The 14742-nt window shown below is 66.7% G+C and carries 12 protein-coding genes and 1 pseudogene; 11 read left to right on the top strand and 2 right to left on the bottom strand.

Annotated features, from left to right (window positions below):
* The first annotated feature begins 14 nt into the window (after positions 1 to 14).
* The 11 genes and pseudogenes from ABNQ40_RS34720 (at position 15) to ABNQ40_RS34670 (ending at position 11651) form a co-directional block, all read left to right on the top strand.
* Complete coding sequence (locus tag ABNQ40_RS34720; protein ID WP_391349653.1) at positions 15 to 1304, top strand: cytochrome P450; 1290 nt, start codon at positions 15 to 17, stop codon at positions 1302 to 1304.
* A gap of 11 nt (positions 1305 to 1315) precedes the next feature.
* A complete protein-coding gene (locus ABNQ40_RS34715) occupies positions 1316 to 2830 on the top strand; it encodes an AMP-binding protein (RefSeq protein ID WP_391349651.1) in 1515 nt (504 codons plus the stop codon).
* A 168-nt stretch (positions 2831 to 2998) separates the two neighbouring features.
* Entirely contained in the window at positions 2999 to 4087 is a 1089-nt protein-coding gene (locus ABNQ40_RS34710; protein WP_391349650.1) for an efflux RND transporter periplasmic adaptor subunit, read from the top strand.
* On the top strand, positions 4084 to 4785 hold the full coding sequence (locus ABNQ40_RS34705) for an ABC transporter ATP-binding protein (protein ID WP_391349648.1): 702 nt from the start codon (positions 4084 to 4086) through the stop codon (positions 4783 to 4785). Before ABNQ40_RS34710 ends, ABNQ40_RS34705 begins: the two co-directional genes overlap by 4 nt.
* On the top strand, positions 4776 to 5936 hold the full coding sequence (locus ABNQ40_RS34700) for an ABC transporter permease (protein ID WP_391349647.1): 1161 nt from the start codon (positions 4776 to 4778) through the stop codon (positions 5934 to 5936). Before ABNQ40_RS34705 ends, ABNQ40_RS34700 begins: the two co-directional genes overlap by 10 nt.
* Positions 5937 to 5952: 16 nt before the next feature.
* Positions 5953 to 7134 (top strand): ABC transporter permease, encoded by a 1182-nt coding sequence (locus ABNQ40_RS34695; protein ID WP_391349646.1) that lies wholly within the window; start codon positions 5953 to 5955, stop codon positions 7132 to 7134.
* A 107-nt stretch (positions 7135 to 7241) separates the two neighbouring features.
* Positions 7242 to 8594 carry an FAD-dependent oxidoreductase gene (locus ABNQ40_RS34690; protein WP_391349645.1) on the top strand — a complete coding sequence of 451 codons (1353 nt, stop codon included), beginning with the start codon at positions 7242 to 7244 and terminating at the stop codon, positions 8592 to 8594.
* Between the two features lie 67 nt (positions 8595 to 8661).
* Positions 8662 to 9633 (top strand): LLM class flavin-dependent oxidoreductase, encoded by a 972-nt coding sequence (locus tag ABNQ40_RS34685; RefSeq protein ID WP_391349643.1) that lies wholly within the window; start codon positions 8662 to 8664, stop codon positions 9631 to 9633.
* A gap of 87 nt (positions 9634 to 9720) precedes the next feature.
* On the top strand, positions 9721 to 10878 hold the full coding sequence (locus ABNQ40_RS34680; protein ID WP_391349641.1) for an acyl-CoA dehydrogenase family protein: 1158 nt from the start codon (positions 9721 to 9723) through the stop codon (positions 10876 to 10878).
* Between the two features lie 133 nt (positions 10879 to 11011).
* Positions 11012 to 11339, top strand: a pseudogene (locus ABNQ40_RS34675) (transposase); the annotation flags it as partial.
* A complete protein-coding gene (locus ABNQ40_RS34670) occupies positions 11334 to 11651 on the top strand; it encodes a tyrosine-type recombinase/integrase (protein ID WP_391349696.1) in 318 nt (105 codons plus the stop codon). The pseudogene ABNQ40_RS34675 and the gene ABNQ40_RS34670, both read left to right, overlap by 6 nt.
* Before the next feature lie 205 nt (positions 11652 to 11856).
* Here the strand turns inward: ABNQ40_RS34670 and ABNQ40_RS34665 are convergent, their stop codons facing one another.
* Complete coding sequence (locus ABNQ40_RS34665) at positions 11857 to 12087, bottom strand: hypothetical protein (RefSeq protein WP_391349639.1); 231 nt, start codon at positions 12085 to 12087, stop codon at positions 11857 to 11859.
* A gap of 1469 nt (positions 12088 to 13556) precedes the next feature.
* Entirely contained in the window at positions 13557 to 14459 is a 903-nt protein-coding gene (locus ABNQ40_RS34660; protein WP_391349637.1) for a replication protein RepA, read from the bottom strand.
* Positions 14460 to 14742 lie beyond the last annotated feature (283 nt).

Genomic DNA, 14742 nt, shown 5'->3' with positions numbered 1-14742 from the left:
CGAGTTCCATCCCGGTGTTCGACGCCAATTCCGAATTTTGCCAGAACCTCGGCCTGCTGAAGGTGGCGGAAACCGCAATGCGCCAGCATGGCGACCATGTGGTGATCCGCGCCAGCGACGTGCGGGACCTGTATCTTCTGGGCGGCAGTGAAAGCATTCGATACTGGAAGAGCCATCAGGGGCACTTCCAGACCGAACTGGGCGACATTGCGAGCAACGCCGCCATCTCCCGTCTGCTGCTGGGCGACTGGCTGGACGAGCCGGAACATCGCGAGGTGTGGATGGCGACCGGCAACCGCCTTGCCGCGGTGGCCGAAGTCTGGGACGGCTGGTTCCACGATGCCCTCGTGGCGGCGTGCCGGTCCTTTCTGGCCGACATCCCGGCCGGCGGACAGGCGGTCGACCTGCGCGGCCTGTGCCGGATGTGGGCGATCCGCGCCGTCTGTCCGGTCCTCTTCGGCCCGGCTTTGGGCGACGAGGAGATGGCGGACGGTCTTCTGCGCATCGAAGAATTCTATTTTGCCATGAGCACGCGGGACCCCTCGCAGACCGCCAGCCCGGAAAGCATGGCGGAATTCCAGGCCGCCCGCAATTTCCTGGACCGCGTGGTCGAAGCGGCGCTGACCGTATCCACTCCCGGCGACGGCACCGTCGTCGCTTGGATCGCCGAAGCGGTTCCGGCCGGGCTTTCCATCGCCGACCGGGTGGCCTGCCTGCGTCCGACCTTGGGCCGCATGCTGCTGGAAAAGCTGAACATCGATGGGCTGGGCCTCCTGTGGACGCTGGTCCATCTCGCCCAGGACCCGACGCTGGCGGACGAGGTCGCGGCGGAACTGGACGGACGCGACATCTTCGGCCTTCCCGACCAGGCCAGCCCGCTCGCGTGGTCGGTGGTACAGGAAGGGCAGCGCCTGTACCCCGAATTGCCGTTTATCTACCGCATCACCAGTCAGGCCGTCACCCTTGGCCCGGTCACGGTTCCAGCCCGCGCGACAGTCCTGTTCGCGCCATGGCTGGTTCATCGGGATCCCCGTTACTGGGCAGCCCCCCAACAGTTTTGCGGCCGCCGTTTCCTCGACCGGAGCATCGATACCGGTCATTACCTGCCATTCGGGGTCGGTCCACGCATTCGGGCGCGGGCACGCTTCATCCTGCATCAACTGACGATCGCGGTCCGGGCCATCTGCACCACCCACCGGATGGCATTGGCGCCGAATTGCCGTCCGGGCAACCTGCGTCCGATCTTGCGCTCGACCCTCGCGCCGCGAGGGCCGGTGCCCGTCATCTTCACGCCGCGCGCATAGGGAGTCCCGCAATGCTCCAGCCCATGCTTGCCGCGATCCATGCATCGATGCTGTCCACCCCCTCCGCCCCAGCCCTGCTGACCACGGCGGGGGTGGTGTCCTTCGGGGAACTGGGCCGGCATGTGCAAGGGGTGATCGACGCCCTTTCGCGCCTGCCACCGGGCAACATCCTGGTCACAGGCCACAAGGAACCGGAGGTCGTGGCGGCGATGCTGGCCTGCGCCTTCACGGGGCGGACGTTCGTCTTCGCCGATCGTGCCAACCCACCGTCGCGGATAGCCCGTATCGCCGCGGTGGCCGGGGCGGTCCACGGGCTGGGCGCGGGGGATCGTGTTCAATGCGAGATTCCCGGCTTGCCGGTCCTCGATCTGACGCGGCTGACAGAGCGGGCGCTGCAGGAGGAATGTCCGCAGGCGGTGGCCGACGAGGCTGTTTTCTATATCATCTTCACCTCCGGCAGCACCGGCGAGCCGAAGGGCGTCCCGATCACGCGCCGCAATTTCGCGGTGTTCCACGGCTGGTACGGGCCGATGCTGGGCGATGCCTGTCCCGCCGGGGCCCATGTCAACCATGCCAGTCTCGCCTTCGATATGGGCATGCTGGATTTGTGGCCGACCCTAGCGCTCGGACGAGCGGTGGTTCTGCTGGACCACCGCAACAATGTCATGCCCCGGAACAACATCCGTCAGCTTCTGTCGGCTGGAGAGGTCGTGCCCGGATCGTGGTTCTCCACCCCGACGCTGCTGCAGCTGATGTGCACCGAGCGGGACTTCCGTGAAGAGTGCCTTCCCGGCCTGCGCTGCTTCTTCGTCGGCGGCGAGATGGTCCGACGGGCATTGGTGTGTACGTTGATGAAGCGCTTTCCGCAGGCGCGGATCCTCCATGCGTACGGCCCGTCCGAGGTCACCTGCATGACGCATGTGTACCGGCTGGTTCCCGAGGATGCGGAGGGTGACGGCCCGCTGCCGCTGGGGCGGGTCATCGCTCCTTCGGGGATGCGCATCCTCGACGGGAACGGGCGCGAGGTTGCCGTCGGCGAATGGGGGGAGGTCGAGCTGAGCGGTCCACAGGTCGTTCACCATTATCTTCCCCGCGACCATCCCGGCAATGCCGCCTTCGGGCGGCATCTGGGCCAGCCGACATACCGCACCGGCGACATCGGAAAGCTCGACGCCCAGGGGGGGCTGGTCCTGTCCGGCCGCGCGGACCGACAGGTGAAATGGAACGGCAACCGCATCGAACTGGACGAGATCGAGCTGGCGGCGCGGGCGCTGCCGGCGGTGGAGGGAGCGGTGTGCCTGCCGCAGTACGATGCCGCCGGCCGGGTGAACGGAATCGTGCTGTTCGTACGTCCGTGCCCCCGGCTCCCGCCGTCGCGCATCGATATCCTGGAAGGGCTTTCGCGGGCTCTGCCAGGGACAATGACGCCCCGCGACATCCGCTTCATCGACCATCTGCCGGTGACCGTGAACGGGAAGCTCGACACCCGGGCGCTGCTGGATGAGCCGCGGGCGGTTTCGGGCTGAGGCCGGCATGTTTCCGGTCGGGTTCCTGATAAAGGACGTCCTTCATTGCGATCCAGGTCGAGGACGACGATCCCGCAGCCCACAGTACGGACCGGTTCCGCGGCCCGGCGACTGTCTTTGGAACGGACATCTGGCCGCGGGTCCGGTCAAACCGATGAAGTGTGCAAGATGACGATGGCCCAAAACCATGAGCTGATCGGCAAACTCCGGTCCCTGTCGATTGACCGTGGCGATGCGCCCAAGCATGAGCCCGGCCGGGCACCGCAGCGGCGCCTGTGGGTTCTGGCCGTGGGCCTGGTGTCGGCCGCCGCCGCCGGGGTGGCGGTGCAGGCACCCGCCCTGTTCTCCGCCCGCTCCGCCCACGCACCGGTCGCGCCGGTCGCCTCGGCCGCTCCCGTTGCGGCTTCGGTCCCCCTGCCGGCTCCGCCGCCCTCTTCGGGGCTTGTCGGGTCGGGGTATGTCGTCGCGCCGCGCTCGGTGGCGATCAAGCCGCAGGCAGGCGGGCGTGTCGCAACGCTGGACGTGGAGTTGGGCCAGCGCGTTCAGGCCGGGCAGATCCTGGGTCGCCTGGATATGGCGCAGGCGCTGTTGAATCGCCGCATCGCCCAGTCCAACGTCGACATGGCGGTGGCCCGCGTCGCTTCGGCCGAGGCCGAGCTCTCGCAGTCGCTGGACCCGCTGCGGCGTCTGGAGGCGCTGGCGCCGCGGGGCATCGCCTCGGAAGCCAGCGTCGCCGACGCCCGCCTGAAGGCTGCCCGGCTGCGCCACGAGGTCAATGTCCAGAACCACGCACTGGAAACCTCCCGGCTCTATCTGGAGCAGGCCGAGCTCGATCTGGAGCATCTGGTCATCCGCGCCCCCTTCACCGGCACGGTCGTCAACATCGCCACGGTGCCTGGGCAGGTCGTGTCCTCTGGAGAGAGCGGCGGTTCCGATCCTTCGGTCCTGATGACGCTGGTGGATACCGACACTCTGTTCGTGGACGTCGACATCGCCGAAACGAACATTGCCGGCATCGCCCCCGGCCAGCCGGCGCGGGTGGTGCTGGATGCTTATCCCAAGCAGGAGCGGGCGGCATCGGTGTTGCTGATCGAGCCTTCGGCGTCGCGGCAGAAGGGAACGGTGACGGTGCGGCTGTCTTTGCCGAACACCGGCGGCGGAATGCTGGCCAACATGGCGGCCAAGGTGGTTTTCGATCGCATGTCCGGCTCCGATCGGCCTGGATCGGAGAAAAAGGAAAAAGGCGAGGGGCAATGATGCAGAACGAAGGCGTGCTATTGAGCCATGTCGGCAAGTCCTATGCAGTGGGACAGAGCCGTCTGAACATTTTCGAAGATCTGTCGCTTCATATTCCGCCCGGCGATTTTCTGGCGCTTATGGGACCCTCAGGATCGGGGAAGTCCACCATCCTCAACCTGATCGGCGGCATCGATGGCGTCGACAGCGGCGAGATCACGGTCGGCGGCCAGCGGATCGACCGGATGGGACAGGGGGCACTGACCCGGTGGCGGGCGGCCAATGTCGGCCTCGTGTTCCAGTCCTACCATCTGCTGCCGATGCTGACGGCCGAGCAGAACGTCGCGCTTCCACTGCTCCTGACGGGCTTGAGCGGGCGTGAACGCCGCAGGCGCGCGCGGACCGTGCTCGAAATCGTCGGCCTGTCCGAGCGAGCCGGGCATCTGCCTTCCGAGCTCTCCGGCGGGCAGCAGCAGCGGGTCGGCGTGGCCAGGGCCATCGCGACGGATCCGAAAATCCTGCTGTGCGACGAGCCGACCGGAAATCTGGACCGCCAATCCGCCAACGAGATCCTCCAAATTCTGGGCCTGCTGAACGCAGAGCTGGCCAAGACCATCGTGATGGTGACCCACGATGAGGCGGCGGCCCGCGCCGCCCGCCGAACCCTGGTTCTCGACAAGGGTGCCTTCGCCACCAGGGAGCTGGCAGCATGCTCATGACCTCCCTCTTCCTGGCCCGCCAGAATTTCAGGCGCAATCTGTTGCGTAGCCTGCTTCTCGTGCTTTCCATCGCGATCGCCTTTTTCATTTTCGGGGTCCTGTCGAGTTTCCAGCAGGGATTCGAAGGGGGCGAGGCCACGGCCGAGCGGCTGGTGGTGGCCAACAAGATCAGCAGCGGCGAGAGTTTGCCGCTGAGCCATTTCCAGCGGATCGCCGGAGTGAAGGGGGTGGAGGCGGTGACCCACATCACCCGCCTCCGGGCCTATTTCATGAACCAGTACAACATCATCGGGGCCAACGCGGTCGAGCCGGAAAGCTATCTGCGCGTCTATGCCGCCACCTACGACTTTCCGCCCGCGGCCGCGAAGGCTTTCCTGGGGTCGCGCACCACGGCGCTGGTCGGGCGGAATCTGGCCGAGCGGGAAGGCTGGCAGATCGGCCAGCGGGTCACCGTGACGAGCTTCCAACATGCCAACCTCGACGGCAGCCGCAACTGGACCTTCGATGTGGCCGGAATTTTCGACGGCCGCGGGCAGGCCGTCGACACCAGCTTCATGATCGTGCGCCAGGACTACATCAACGACTCGCTTCAATCCGGGCGGGACCTGGTGACCCTGTTCGGCGTGCTTCCCGCCCGCGGCCAGGACGTGAACGAACTGGCCCACTCCATAGACGATCTGTTCGCAAATTCCGGGGCCGAAACCCGCACCCGGACGGAGACCGAGTTCATGTCGGCCTTTCTGGAGCAGTTCGCCGATATCGCCCTGATCGTCCGCCTGGTCGTGGGTGTTGCCTTCGTAACGATCCTGATAATCGTGGCGAACACCATGATCTTCGCCATTCGGGAACGGACGGAAGAGATAGGCGTGTTGAAGGTATTCGGCTTTTCCCAAAAGCATATTGTTGGAATCGTCCTTTCGGAAACCTTCCTTCTGTTCTTCATGGGCCTTCTGGCGGGTTTGGGTTTGACCGCAGCGGCGATTCCGATTCTCGAAGAAGGGCTGAGCTCCATCGTCCCGGGTCTCTATCTCACTCCCCGCATCATCATGTTGGCCGTCATGCAGGCCGTGGCCTTCGCCCTGCTGACCGGGCTTGTGCCGGCGCTGCATGCCTTGCGCCTGTCGGCCGCCGCCGCCCTTAGACACAGGTGAACCGATGCTTGGTTTCTTGCAGCCGTCTCTGGCGTTGATCCGCGTCAACCTGTCCAGCCTGCCACGCCGTTGGTCGACCTCGTTGTCCACCGTTCTCTCGGTGGCCCTGGTGGTGGTTGTGCTTTTGGGATTTCTCGCGATGGCGAACGGCTTTCGCCTGTCGTTGACGACCGCCGGGTCCGATACGGTTGCCGTGGTCCTGAGCCGCGGTGCGTTGTCGGAGGTCACCAGCCGTATCGGATCCCAGCAGCTCCACCTGCTTCAGGAGGCGCCGCGGGTGGCGCGGGATGGGGCGGGGCGGGCCTTGGTGTCCGAAGAGCTGGTGGTGCCGGTCGACGTGCTGGCCCGAGACGCCGGAGCGACGGAAACCGTGTCGCTGCGGGGTCTTGGCGCCGCCGGGCTGTCGGTCCGTCCGCTTGTGACCCTGTCGGCCGGGCGGCCTTTCACCCCTGGCACCGGCGAGATCATCGTCGGCGCGCGTCTGGCCAGCGATTACCGCGGATTGGCCGTGGGCGACACGGTGACTTTCGGGCGATCGCGCTGGACGGTCGTCGGGCATTTCACCGCTGCGGGATCGGTCTATGAATCGGAGATTCTGGCCGACAGCTCGGTCGTGCAATCCCAGTTCAATCGGCTCAACCAGTTGCAGAGCGTGCGCGTCGCCCTTCAGGACGCAGCCGCCCTGGCCGACTTTACCCGCTATGTGGAAGACGCCCCGCAGCTCGGGCTGACCGCCCGCAGCGAAGCGCAGTATTTCGCGGTGGAGTCTCAAAGAGTGAGCCGGATCATTCTCTGGCTGGGATGGCCGCTGGCGGCGTTGATGGCCTTCGGGGCCGCCATCGGAGCCATGACGGCGATGTACAGTTCGGTTTCCGAACGCAAGGTGGAGATCGCCACCGTCCGGGCGCTGGGTTTCAGCCGCAGCTCGGCCTTCGTCGGCACCTTGTGCGAGGCGCTGGCGCTGACCCTAGCCGGCTGCGGTCTGGGAGTGTCGCTGGCGTGGCTGACGCTGGACGGTTGGGCCGCGTCGACCCGCGGGATGGACAGCACGCGGATCGGCTTCGAGCTGGCCATGTCGTGGGGGCAGGTGGTCAGTGCCGTGATCCTGTCGCTGGCGATCGGGCTCGTCGGCGGCGGCCTTCCCGCGCTGCGGGCGGCCGGTCTTCCTTTGCGCACGGCTCTGTTGGGCCGGGGCTGACGATAGATGGCGCGTTGCTTCAACCAAGCCAGGACCGGCCGGGGCGCGGTCCCGCCCCATGCCGGACGGCGATCGGGGGGCAGCCTCCCGGCAAGCGGAACTCTCAGATGACAGAGCACGGCAACACCCAGCAAGCAGCAGTGATCGGTGCCGGGATTGCGGGACTGATTGCTTGTGCCGTCTTGGCCAAGTCGTTCCAGCGGGTTTTCCTGGTCGATCAGGACGACCTGCCGGACGGGGCGCAGGGCCGCAAGGCGACACCCCAGGCGGTGCATGTCCATGCGCTGCTCCAATCCGGGCGCGATGTGTTGGCCCGGTTGTTTCCGGGCTTCGAGGCGGCGGCCCGGTCGGCGGGGTGTCTGGACCTGAAGGTCCGTTCCCAGTGGCGCACCTTCAGCTCCGGCCGATGGATGGAACCGACGGATACCGGCCTCAGCATCCTGTCGCAGACCCGGCCGCTGCTGGAGCATCTGCTGCGCACCCAGGTTCTGGCACTGCCGGTGGTAAGGTTGGTCAAGGGCCGGGTCTGCGGGCTGGAAACCGATTGCCGGGGAGGGGTTGCGGCAGTCCGCCTTACGGACGGACAATCGCCGGAGAGGCTGCGCGCGGAACTGGTCATCGATGCGACCGGCCGCGGCGGCCATGGTGACAGTTGGCTTACCGCCGTTGGCTGTCCCGCACCGCCCGTTGAGACGAGCTTCCCGGAGGTCCGTTACACCAGTGCGTTGTTTTCCCGGTCGGTGACTGCGGGCGACGAACTGGCGGGCTGGCTCAATCTGGCCGACGCACCGGCAACCTGCGGGGCGGTGCTGGCGCCGGTGGAAAGGGGGCGCTGGATCGCCACGGCGACGGATCGCTTCAGCTGCGGCCTGCCCAAAGACGAAGAGGGATTCCGTGGATTCATCGCGGCCCTGTCGGATGGCCGCATCGCCTCGCTTCTGGCGCGCGAGCGCCTGCTCACCGATATCCGCAGCTTCCGCATTGCCAGCGTAAGGCTGAAGCGGTTCGACGCGATCGCAGGCCGCTTGCCGGAAGGCTACCTTCCCATCGGGGACACGCTGGCGACATTCAATCCGCTCTACGCGCAAGGCATGGCGGTCGCCGCGTTGCAGGCGCGCCCGTTGGAGCATGCCCTGGCCGCCGCCGGCGCCGGCGAAGGATGGCGCCGCCGCCTGGCGGAAGCCTATGTTCCGGCAGCCATGGTTCCCGCCCGCTGGGCATGGCTGCTGGGACAGGCGGTGGATCTCAACTACTCCCAGTTCCGTGGCGACCGCTGCCCGGAGGCGCTCGAGCTCAACCGGATGCTCCGGCGGGCTTTCGCCGCTTCGTTGGGACGGCCCCGCCTGATGGAGCGGGTGGACCGCGTGCTGCACCTGCTGGACGCGCCGGAAAGCCTCGACAGCATCCTTGGTGGCCATGGGCCGGCGGTGGTCTCCGGTACGGGCATGGCCTTCCCCTGACTTCACCGACACCGAAAGAAGGCAGACAATGAAACTCTTCACGACCGCTCCGCCCTCGGATCGTTTCATGCCGCGAGCCTATCTGGACGAGATCGCCGCGGTGGCCTGCCGGAGCGAAGCGGCTGGAGCCGCCGGCATGCTGATCTATACCGACAACAGTCTGGCCGACCCGTGGACGGTCGCGCAGGCTGTGCTGGAACGGACCGAACGCTTCGTTCCCCTTGTCGCCACCCAGCCGCTTTACATGCATCCCCTGACGGCGGCGCGCAAAGTCTCCTCGCTGGCCTTTCTTTACGGCCGGCGGCTGGCTTTGAACATGGTCGCCGGCGGCTTTGCCCGCGACCTGACGCAGCTGGGAGACGGGACGGCGCATGATGACCGCTATGCTCGCCTGATCGAATATACCCGCGTGCTGCAAAGCCTGTTGCGCGGGGAGGCGGCGACCTTCCGCGGCGAATATTACCGTGTCGAGGGACTGCGGCTGGCTCCGGCACTCGACACCGCTCTGATGCCGGATTTCTATGTTTCCGGTGCATCCGAGGCCGCCGCCGCCGCCGCCGCGGCGGTGGGGGCGACGCAGCTGGGCTATACCGGACCGCCCGAAGCGCTGGAGACGCGCGGAGATGCGGAAAGCCGGCATCCGCTGGCCCTGCGTTTGGGAATCATCGCCCGTCCCGAAAGTGCCGCGGCCTGGGAGGTGGCGCACGCACGCTTTCCTGCCGACCGGCGGGGTCAGCTGGCCCACCGGATGGCGATGAACGTCAGCGATTCCGTGTGGCTCAAGCAGCTCGGCGCCATCGCCGACAAGGCCAAAGACGGGCGATTCGGTGTCTATTGGCTGGAACCCTTGAGGAACTACAAGACCTTCTGTCCGTATCTGGTCGGCAGTTACGACGATGTGGCCGACTGCATCGCCCGTTACCGCGCGCTCGGCTATCGCACGCTGGTGCTGGACGCGGTCAATGACGAGGCCGATCTCTCCCATATCCTGCACGTTCTTGAGCTCGGTCGCCGGCCATTGGTGCCGGAGCCGGCCTGAAACCGGGGGCCACGGCCGGTTACAGCGGCCGGTCGCAATGGCCGGCCGGCCGGCAGTGCGGGCTGATCCAGAAAGTGACGGGGCAGGATGCTCAAACGCGATATATTCAATTCCGATCACGATCTGCTGCGGGAGCAGGTGGGACATTTTCTCGATGCGGAAGTGGTTCCCCATCACCGTGCGTGGGCCGAAGCCGGGCACGTTCCTGCCGACATCTGGCGCCGGGCGGGAGCGAACGGGTTGCTGTGCCGAATGGTTCCGGAAGAATACGGAGGGCGGGGAGGAGGTTTCCTCGATTCGGTGGTGATCATCGAGGAACTCGCTCGTCGACGGATTTCGGGGCTGCTGACCTGTTTGCAGAGCGACATCGTCGCACCGTTTCTGGTTCGGCTCGGTACCGGGGAGCAGAAGCGGCGCTACCTGCCCGGCTTCTGTTCCGGCGAGGTGCTGGGGGCGATAGCGCTGACCGAGCCACGGTCGGGCAGCGACATCCACCACATGCAGACCCGGTGCCTGCGCAATGGCGACGAACTCGTCCTGAGCGGCGAGAAGATCCACATTTCCAACGGTTCGCTGGCCGATCTCGTTATCGTGGCCGCACGCAGCGACCGCGGGGCCATCGGTGGGCAGGCCGGTATCAGCCTGGCCCTGGTCGAGGCGCCTTGTGCCGGCCTTTTCCGGGAAAGGATCCCGAAGTCGGGGGTTCCGGCCCTGGACACCGCCCGGCTGTGCTTCGACGATTGCCGGCTCCCGGCCGACCGCCTGCTGGGGGCCGAGGGGATGGGCTTCCTCTACCTCATGACGTTCCTCAGCATCGAACGCCTGATTCTGGCGATCTATGCCCAGGCGTCGGCCGTCGTTGTCCTGCGCGATCTTATCGCCGACTGCGGCGCCCGGCCGGCATCGGCGGGGACCGTCCTCGATTACCAGAATACGCAGTTTCAGCTGGGCGATCTGTTCAGCCAGTGCGCCGTCAATCAGGCGTTCATCGACCGTTGCATAGCCGAGCAGGCCATGGGCCGTTCCAATCCCCGGTCGGCATGCATCGCCAAGCTGCGGGCGACCGAGACCCTAAAGAAACTGGCCATGGCGGGCGTTCAGCTGCGCGGTGCCATGGGTATCAGCGGGGCGAGCGGAACACGGGCAACTCAGGACGTCATCAACAGTTGCGTACAGTCGATTTGGGGTGGGACGAGCGAGGTTCTGCTGGGCGTGATCGGACGCAGCTTGATCAATTCTCTATGACTGGACCGTGCCGATCCCTCTGTGCCAACGTTGAGTGAGACAGCCGCCTGCTGAAATGATCGGTAGAGGGCGCTTTGAGGGGGAGTGTCCGGAATTTCGTGCTCGGCGGGGTTATCCTAGATGTTTAGTCCCGGCATTCGACCAGAACGGCTTGCTCGACCAGCTGAAGAAAGCGCTGACGGAGCGAGCGCTGAAGGCGGAGCTGGATCATCACCTCGCCGGTGACGAGAGCGGCAACCGCCGCAACGGCTACGGCCACAAGACGGTGCTGACCGAGGGTGGCTCAATTGGGCTTGTCCATCCCGCGCGATAGGACGGGAACGTTCGATCCGGCGCTGATCGGCAAATACCAGCGCCGCTTTCCCGGCTTCGACGAGAAGATCGTGTCGATGTACGCGCGGGGCATGTCGACGCGGGAGATCACCGGGCATCTTCGGGAGCTCTACGGCATCGAGGTGTCGGGGGCACTACACGAAAGTGCGCGGATTGTCCGAGATGGGCGCGACTTCACCCTGCAGATCCGCCGCTCGAGGACCGACCAGCAGAGCGCGGGCACCGACGTGCCGGTGAAGCGCGTTGCCCGGGCCGCCGGCCTAGATCCGGCCGCCTACGCCGCGCATTCCCTGCGCTCGGGCTTCCTCACCACCGGCGGGCGCGACGGCATCCCGCTCGACCTGCTGATGCAGCTCTCCGGCCACAAGAGCCACCGCATCGCCGCCCGCTACTTCCAGACCGGCGCCGTGCATCAGAACCCGGCCGCCGACCTGCTGTAGGTGTGTAGAGCGGTAACTGAGCAGCAGCCTGGTCAAAGATTTAGAAAAGAAAAAGGCCGCCACCAACCAGGTGCGGCCTTTAGGTTTCGGTTCAGGGAGGATGAGAACCTGAAGTCACCATAGGGTGCTCCACGTTAATGACCTGTGAATAGCGCCACAGATCTGCGCATCTACTCCCTTTTTGCGAAAAGCACTCTGTAGTCGATCAGAACAGCGGCAGCTGGATGCGTCCGCCATCGTCCGTATGGGCTTTGGCGGCGCGCAGCGCGGCGTCCTGAGCGCCGGTCATCGTCCGGGCACTTCCGGAGCGGACCTGCTCACCGGCAACCGTGACGGTCCAGCTCCACAGATCCGGACCCCGCCAGACCACCGCCAGATCGCAGCCATGCATCCGCGTCACCGCGTGCCGTGTCGTCCAGGTCGTTGTCGTTGGCATGCCGGCCCCTCCACAAGTTCCGGCTGGCTCTATCATATGACGAGGGTCACCAGCGAGTGACCATGCAATCCCACATATTTGAGCAGATGATTGTTTGATGCAGTGCGTTTCAGAGGATCCGGCATGGTCCCTCTTATTGAATAGGTCGCACAATCTCGCTTGCACGACGCTGCGCGCGCTTTGGTCCTGAAGGAGCGCGCACGCTGCGCGCAGCACCGGCGCGCACCACGGCGCGCGCCGGTGACCTGTCATCAGGTTAGGACGCGCGCGCCGGACCGCGCGCGCTTCGTTCCCGAGCTGGCGCGCAGCAGGGCGCGCGCGCCGGCGACCTGTTGTGGGGTTAGGACACGCGCGCGCCGGACCCCGCGCGCGTCGATCCCGAGCTGGCGCGCGGCGCGCGCGCACCGGTGGCGCGGACTGCGCGCGCGCTGCGCGCAGCGCCGGCGCGCACCATGGCGCGCGCGCCAGCGACCTGTTGTGGGGTTAGGACACGCGCGCGCCGGACCGCGCGCGCTCCGATCCCGAGCTGGCGCGCGGCGCGCGCACCGATGGCGTGGACTGCGCGCGCGCTGCGCGCAGTGCCGGCGTGCAGCATGGCGCGCGCGCCAGAGACCTGTTGTGGGGTTAGGTCACGCGCGCGCCGGACCGCGCGCGCTTTGATCCCAAGCTGGCGCGCGGCGCGCGCGCATCGATGGCGCGGACTGCGCGCGCGCTGCGCGCAGTGCCGGCGTGCAGCATGGCGCGCGCGCCAGAGACCTGTTGTGGGGTTAGGTCACGCGCGCGCCGGACCGCGCGCGCTTTGATCCCAAGCTGGCGCGCGGCGCGCGCGCATCGATGGCGCGGACTGCGCGCGCGCTGCGCGCAGTGCCGGCGCGCACCATGGCGCGCGCGCCAGAGACCTGTTGTGGGGTTAGGTCACGCGCGCGCCGGACCGCGCACTTCGATCCCAAGCTGGCGCGCGGCGCGCGCGCATCGATGGCGCGGACTGCGCGCGCGCTGCGCGCAGTGCCGGCGCGCACCATGGCGCGCGCGCCAGCGACCTGTTGTGGGGTTAGGTCACGCGCGCGCCGGACCGCGCACTTCGATCCCGAGCTGGCGCGCGGCGCGCGCACCGATGGCGTGGACTGCGCGCGCGCTGCGCGCAGTGCCGGCGTGCAGCATGGCGCGCGCGCCGACCACCTGTTGTGGGGTTAGGTCACGCGCGCGCGCCGGACCGCGCGCGCGTCGATCCCAAGCTGGCGCGCGGCGCGCGCATGCCGGTGGCACGGAGTGCGCGCGCTGTGCGCGCCTCTGCCTGTCGAGCGCGCAAATCTTCAGCGACCGCGCGCCTACAATGATGACGGAGAGGTGGGCGCAGACTCAAAACGCCTCAGCGCAGGCACAGCCGAGGATGTACCCCTGAGGCAGGTGCGCACTCTTGGCCGGGCACCGCGTCTCTCCCTGACAGAGAGCCTGGCTGCGAAGATGGATCAGCCGTCCAGCAGCTTGCCAATCGGTGGCCGCGACGGATGCAGGATCACCCCAGCACCGCTATCCGCGATCTCGACCCGCGCATCGGGATAGGCTGCCAGTGCCACCGTCAGAGCCTCGAGGAAGGGCCGGCGGAAAAACCTCGGTTCCTTGAAGCCGCCGCCGAACTGCGCATGGAGAGCGGTCCACGACACCGGCACTGGCTTGGCCAAGGCATGCAGCCGGTAGGCGAGCCAAACATAGATGTCGAGGGACATGGAGCGGTCACGCAGATGCCGGACCGCGGCGTCGAGCAGGGGGACCGGATGCTGCCGGGCGGTGTGATAGAACACCTCGTCGAGGATCACGGCTTCGTCGAACAGGCGCGGCAGGGGGCTGTCGTCGTTGCCATCGAAGATCAGGCCGCGGCGGACGACACCGCCTTTGTCGAAGCCGGAAGCACCACCCTCAGCCTCCCAGAAGAACTTCATGGAACAGGCGGCGATCCGCATCGCCTGCTCCCGGAAAGCCTTCGCCGTCTCGCCGCCGACCGATACCCCCATGGCCTCCAGCCATGCCCGCATCGACCGCCCGAGGGCGATCTCCCGGCTGTTCGTCCTGACGGCCTGGGTGATGAGATAGATCAGGATCATCCGGGCTCGGGCGCCATAGGGCACACCGAACAGCCGGAGGTGATCGCCGATCTGCAGCCGGCCGGGCTCCACGACCAGCCGCATCTTGTGTCCCACACGTTCCCATGCCTGGTCGTCGGGGATCCGGCGATGGGGGAGAGCGGTCAAACACAAACCCGAATATGTGTAGCCATGGGTGCCCCGCTCATCGCCAAGAACCCCTGCCGCGATGTCAACAAGGTTGGCGTCGGCGCTGGAAAGGGCAGCCTCCCGGCCGCCGGCGATGATCACGTCGTGTAATTCACCCATGGCGACACACGGTGACGGCTCCGGATACTCTGCGTCAAGTGTGGGGTTAGGGCACGAAGCCAGTTGGAGATAGTAGATTCTCTATTAGTTGCTTTGTGTTCCAACCCCACGGGATAACCCGGTTCCGCGTGCCCCAACCCCACGGACCCGTGTCCCAACCCCACGGGACAAAGCGCCAGGCTGTGGATAAGCGGGAGAGCGGGAGCGCGGCGTGGATGCCGCCGGAATACCTGTTCCCGTCCTTGCCTGGCGAATCGGAGAATGG

Origin of the sequence: Azospirillum sp. A23, from assembly GCF_042938965.1 — a bacterium.
Taxonomy (GTDB): Bacteria; Pseudomonadota; Alphaproteobacteria; order Azospirillales; family Azospirillaceae; genus Azospirillum; species Azospirillum melinis.
The sequence above is the reverse complement of the archived record's forward strand: the minus strand, read 5'-3'. Positions and strand labels throughout refer to the sequence as shown.

Coding starts and splice junctions, on each gene's coding strand:
- ABNQ40_RS34710 (WP_391349650.1), top strand. CDS start 2,999: ATGACGATGGCCCAAAACCATGAGCTGATCGGCAAACTCCGGTCCCTG.
- ABNQ40_RS34680 (WP_391349641.1), top strand. CDS start 9,721: ATGCTCAAACGCGATATATTCAATTCCGATCACGATCTGCTGCGGGAG.
- ABNQ40_RS34705 (WP_391349648.1), top strand. CDS start 4,084: ATGATGCAGAACGAAGGCGTGCTATTGAGCCATGTCGGCAAGTCCTAT.
- ABNQ40_RS34690 (WP_391349645.1), top strand. CDS start 7,242: ATGACAGAGCACGGCAACACCCAGCAAGCAGCAGTGATCGGTGCCGGG.
- ABNQ40_RS34700 (WP_391349647.1), top strand. CDS start 4,776: ATGCTCATGACCTCCCTCTTCCTGGCCCGCCAGAATTTCAGGCGCAAT.
- ABNQ40_RS34685 (WP_391349643.1), top strand. CDS start 8,662: ATGCCGCGAGCCTATCTGGACGAGATCGCCGCGGTGGCCTGCCGGAGC.
- ABNQ40_RS34715 (WP_391349651.1), top strand. CDS start 1,316: ATGCTCCAGCCCATGCTTGCCGCGATCCATGCATCGATGCTGTCCACC.
- ABNQ40_RS34665 (WP_391349639.1), bottom strand. CDS start 12,087: ATGCCAACGACAACGACCTGGACGACACGGCACGCGGTGACGCGGATG.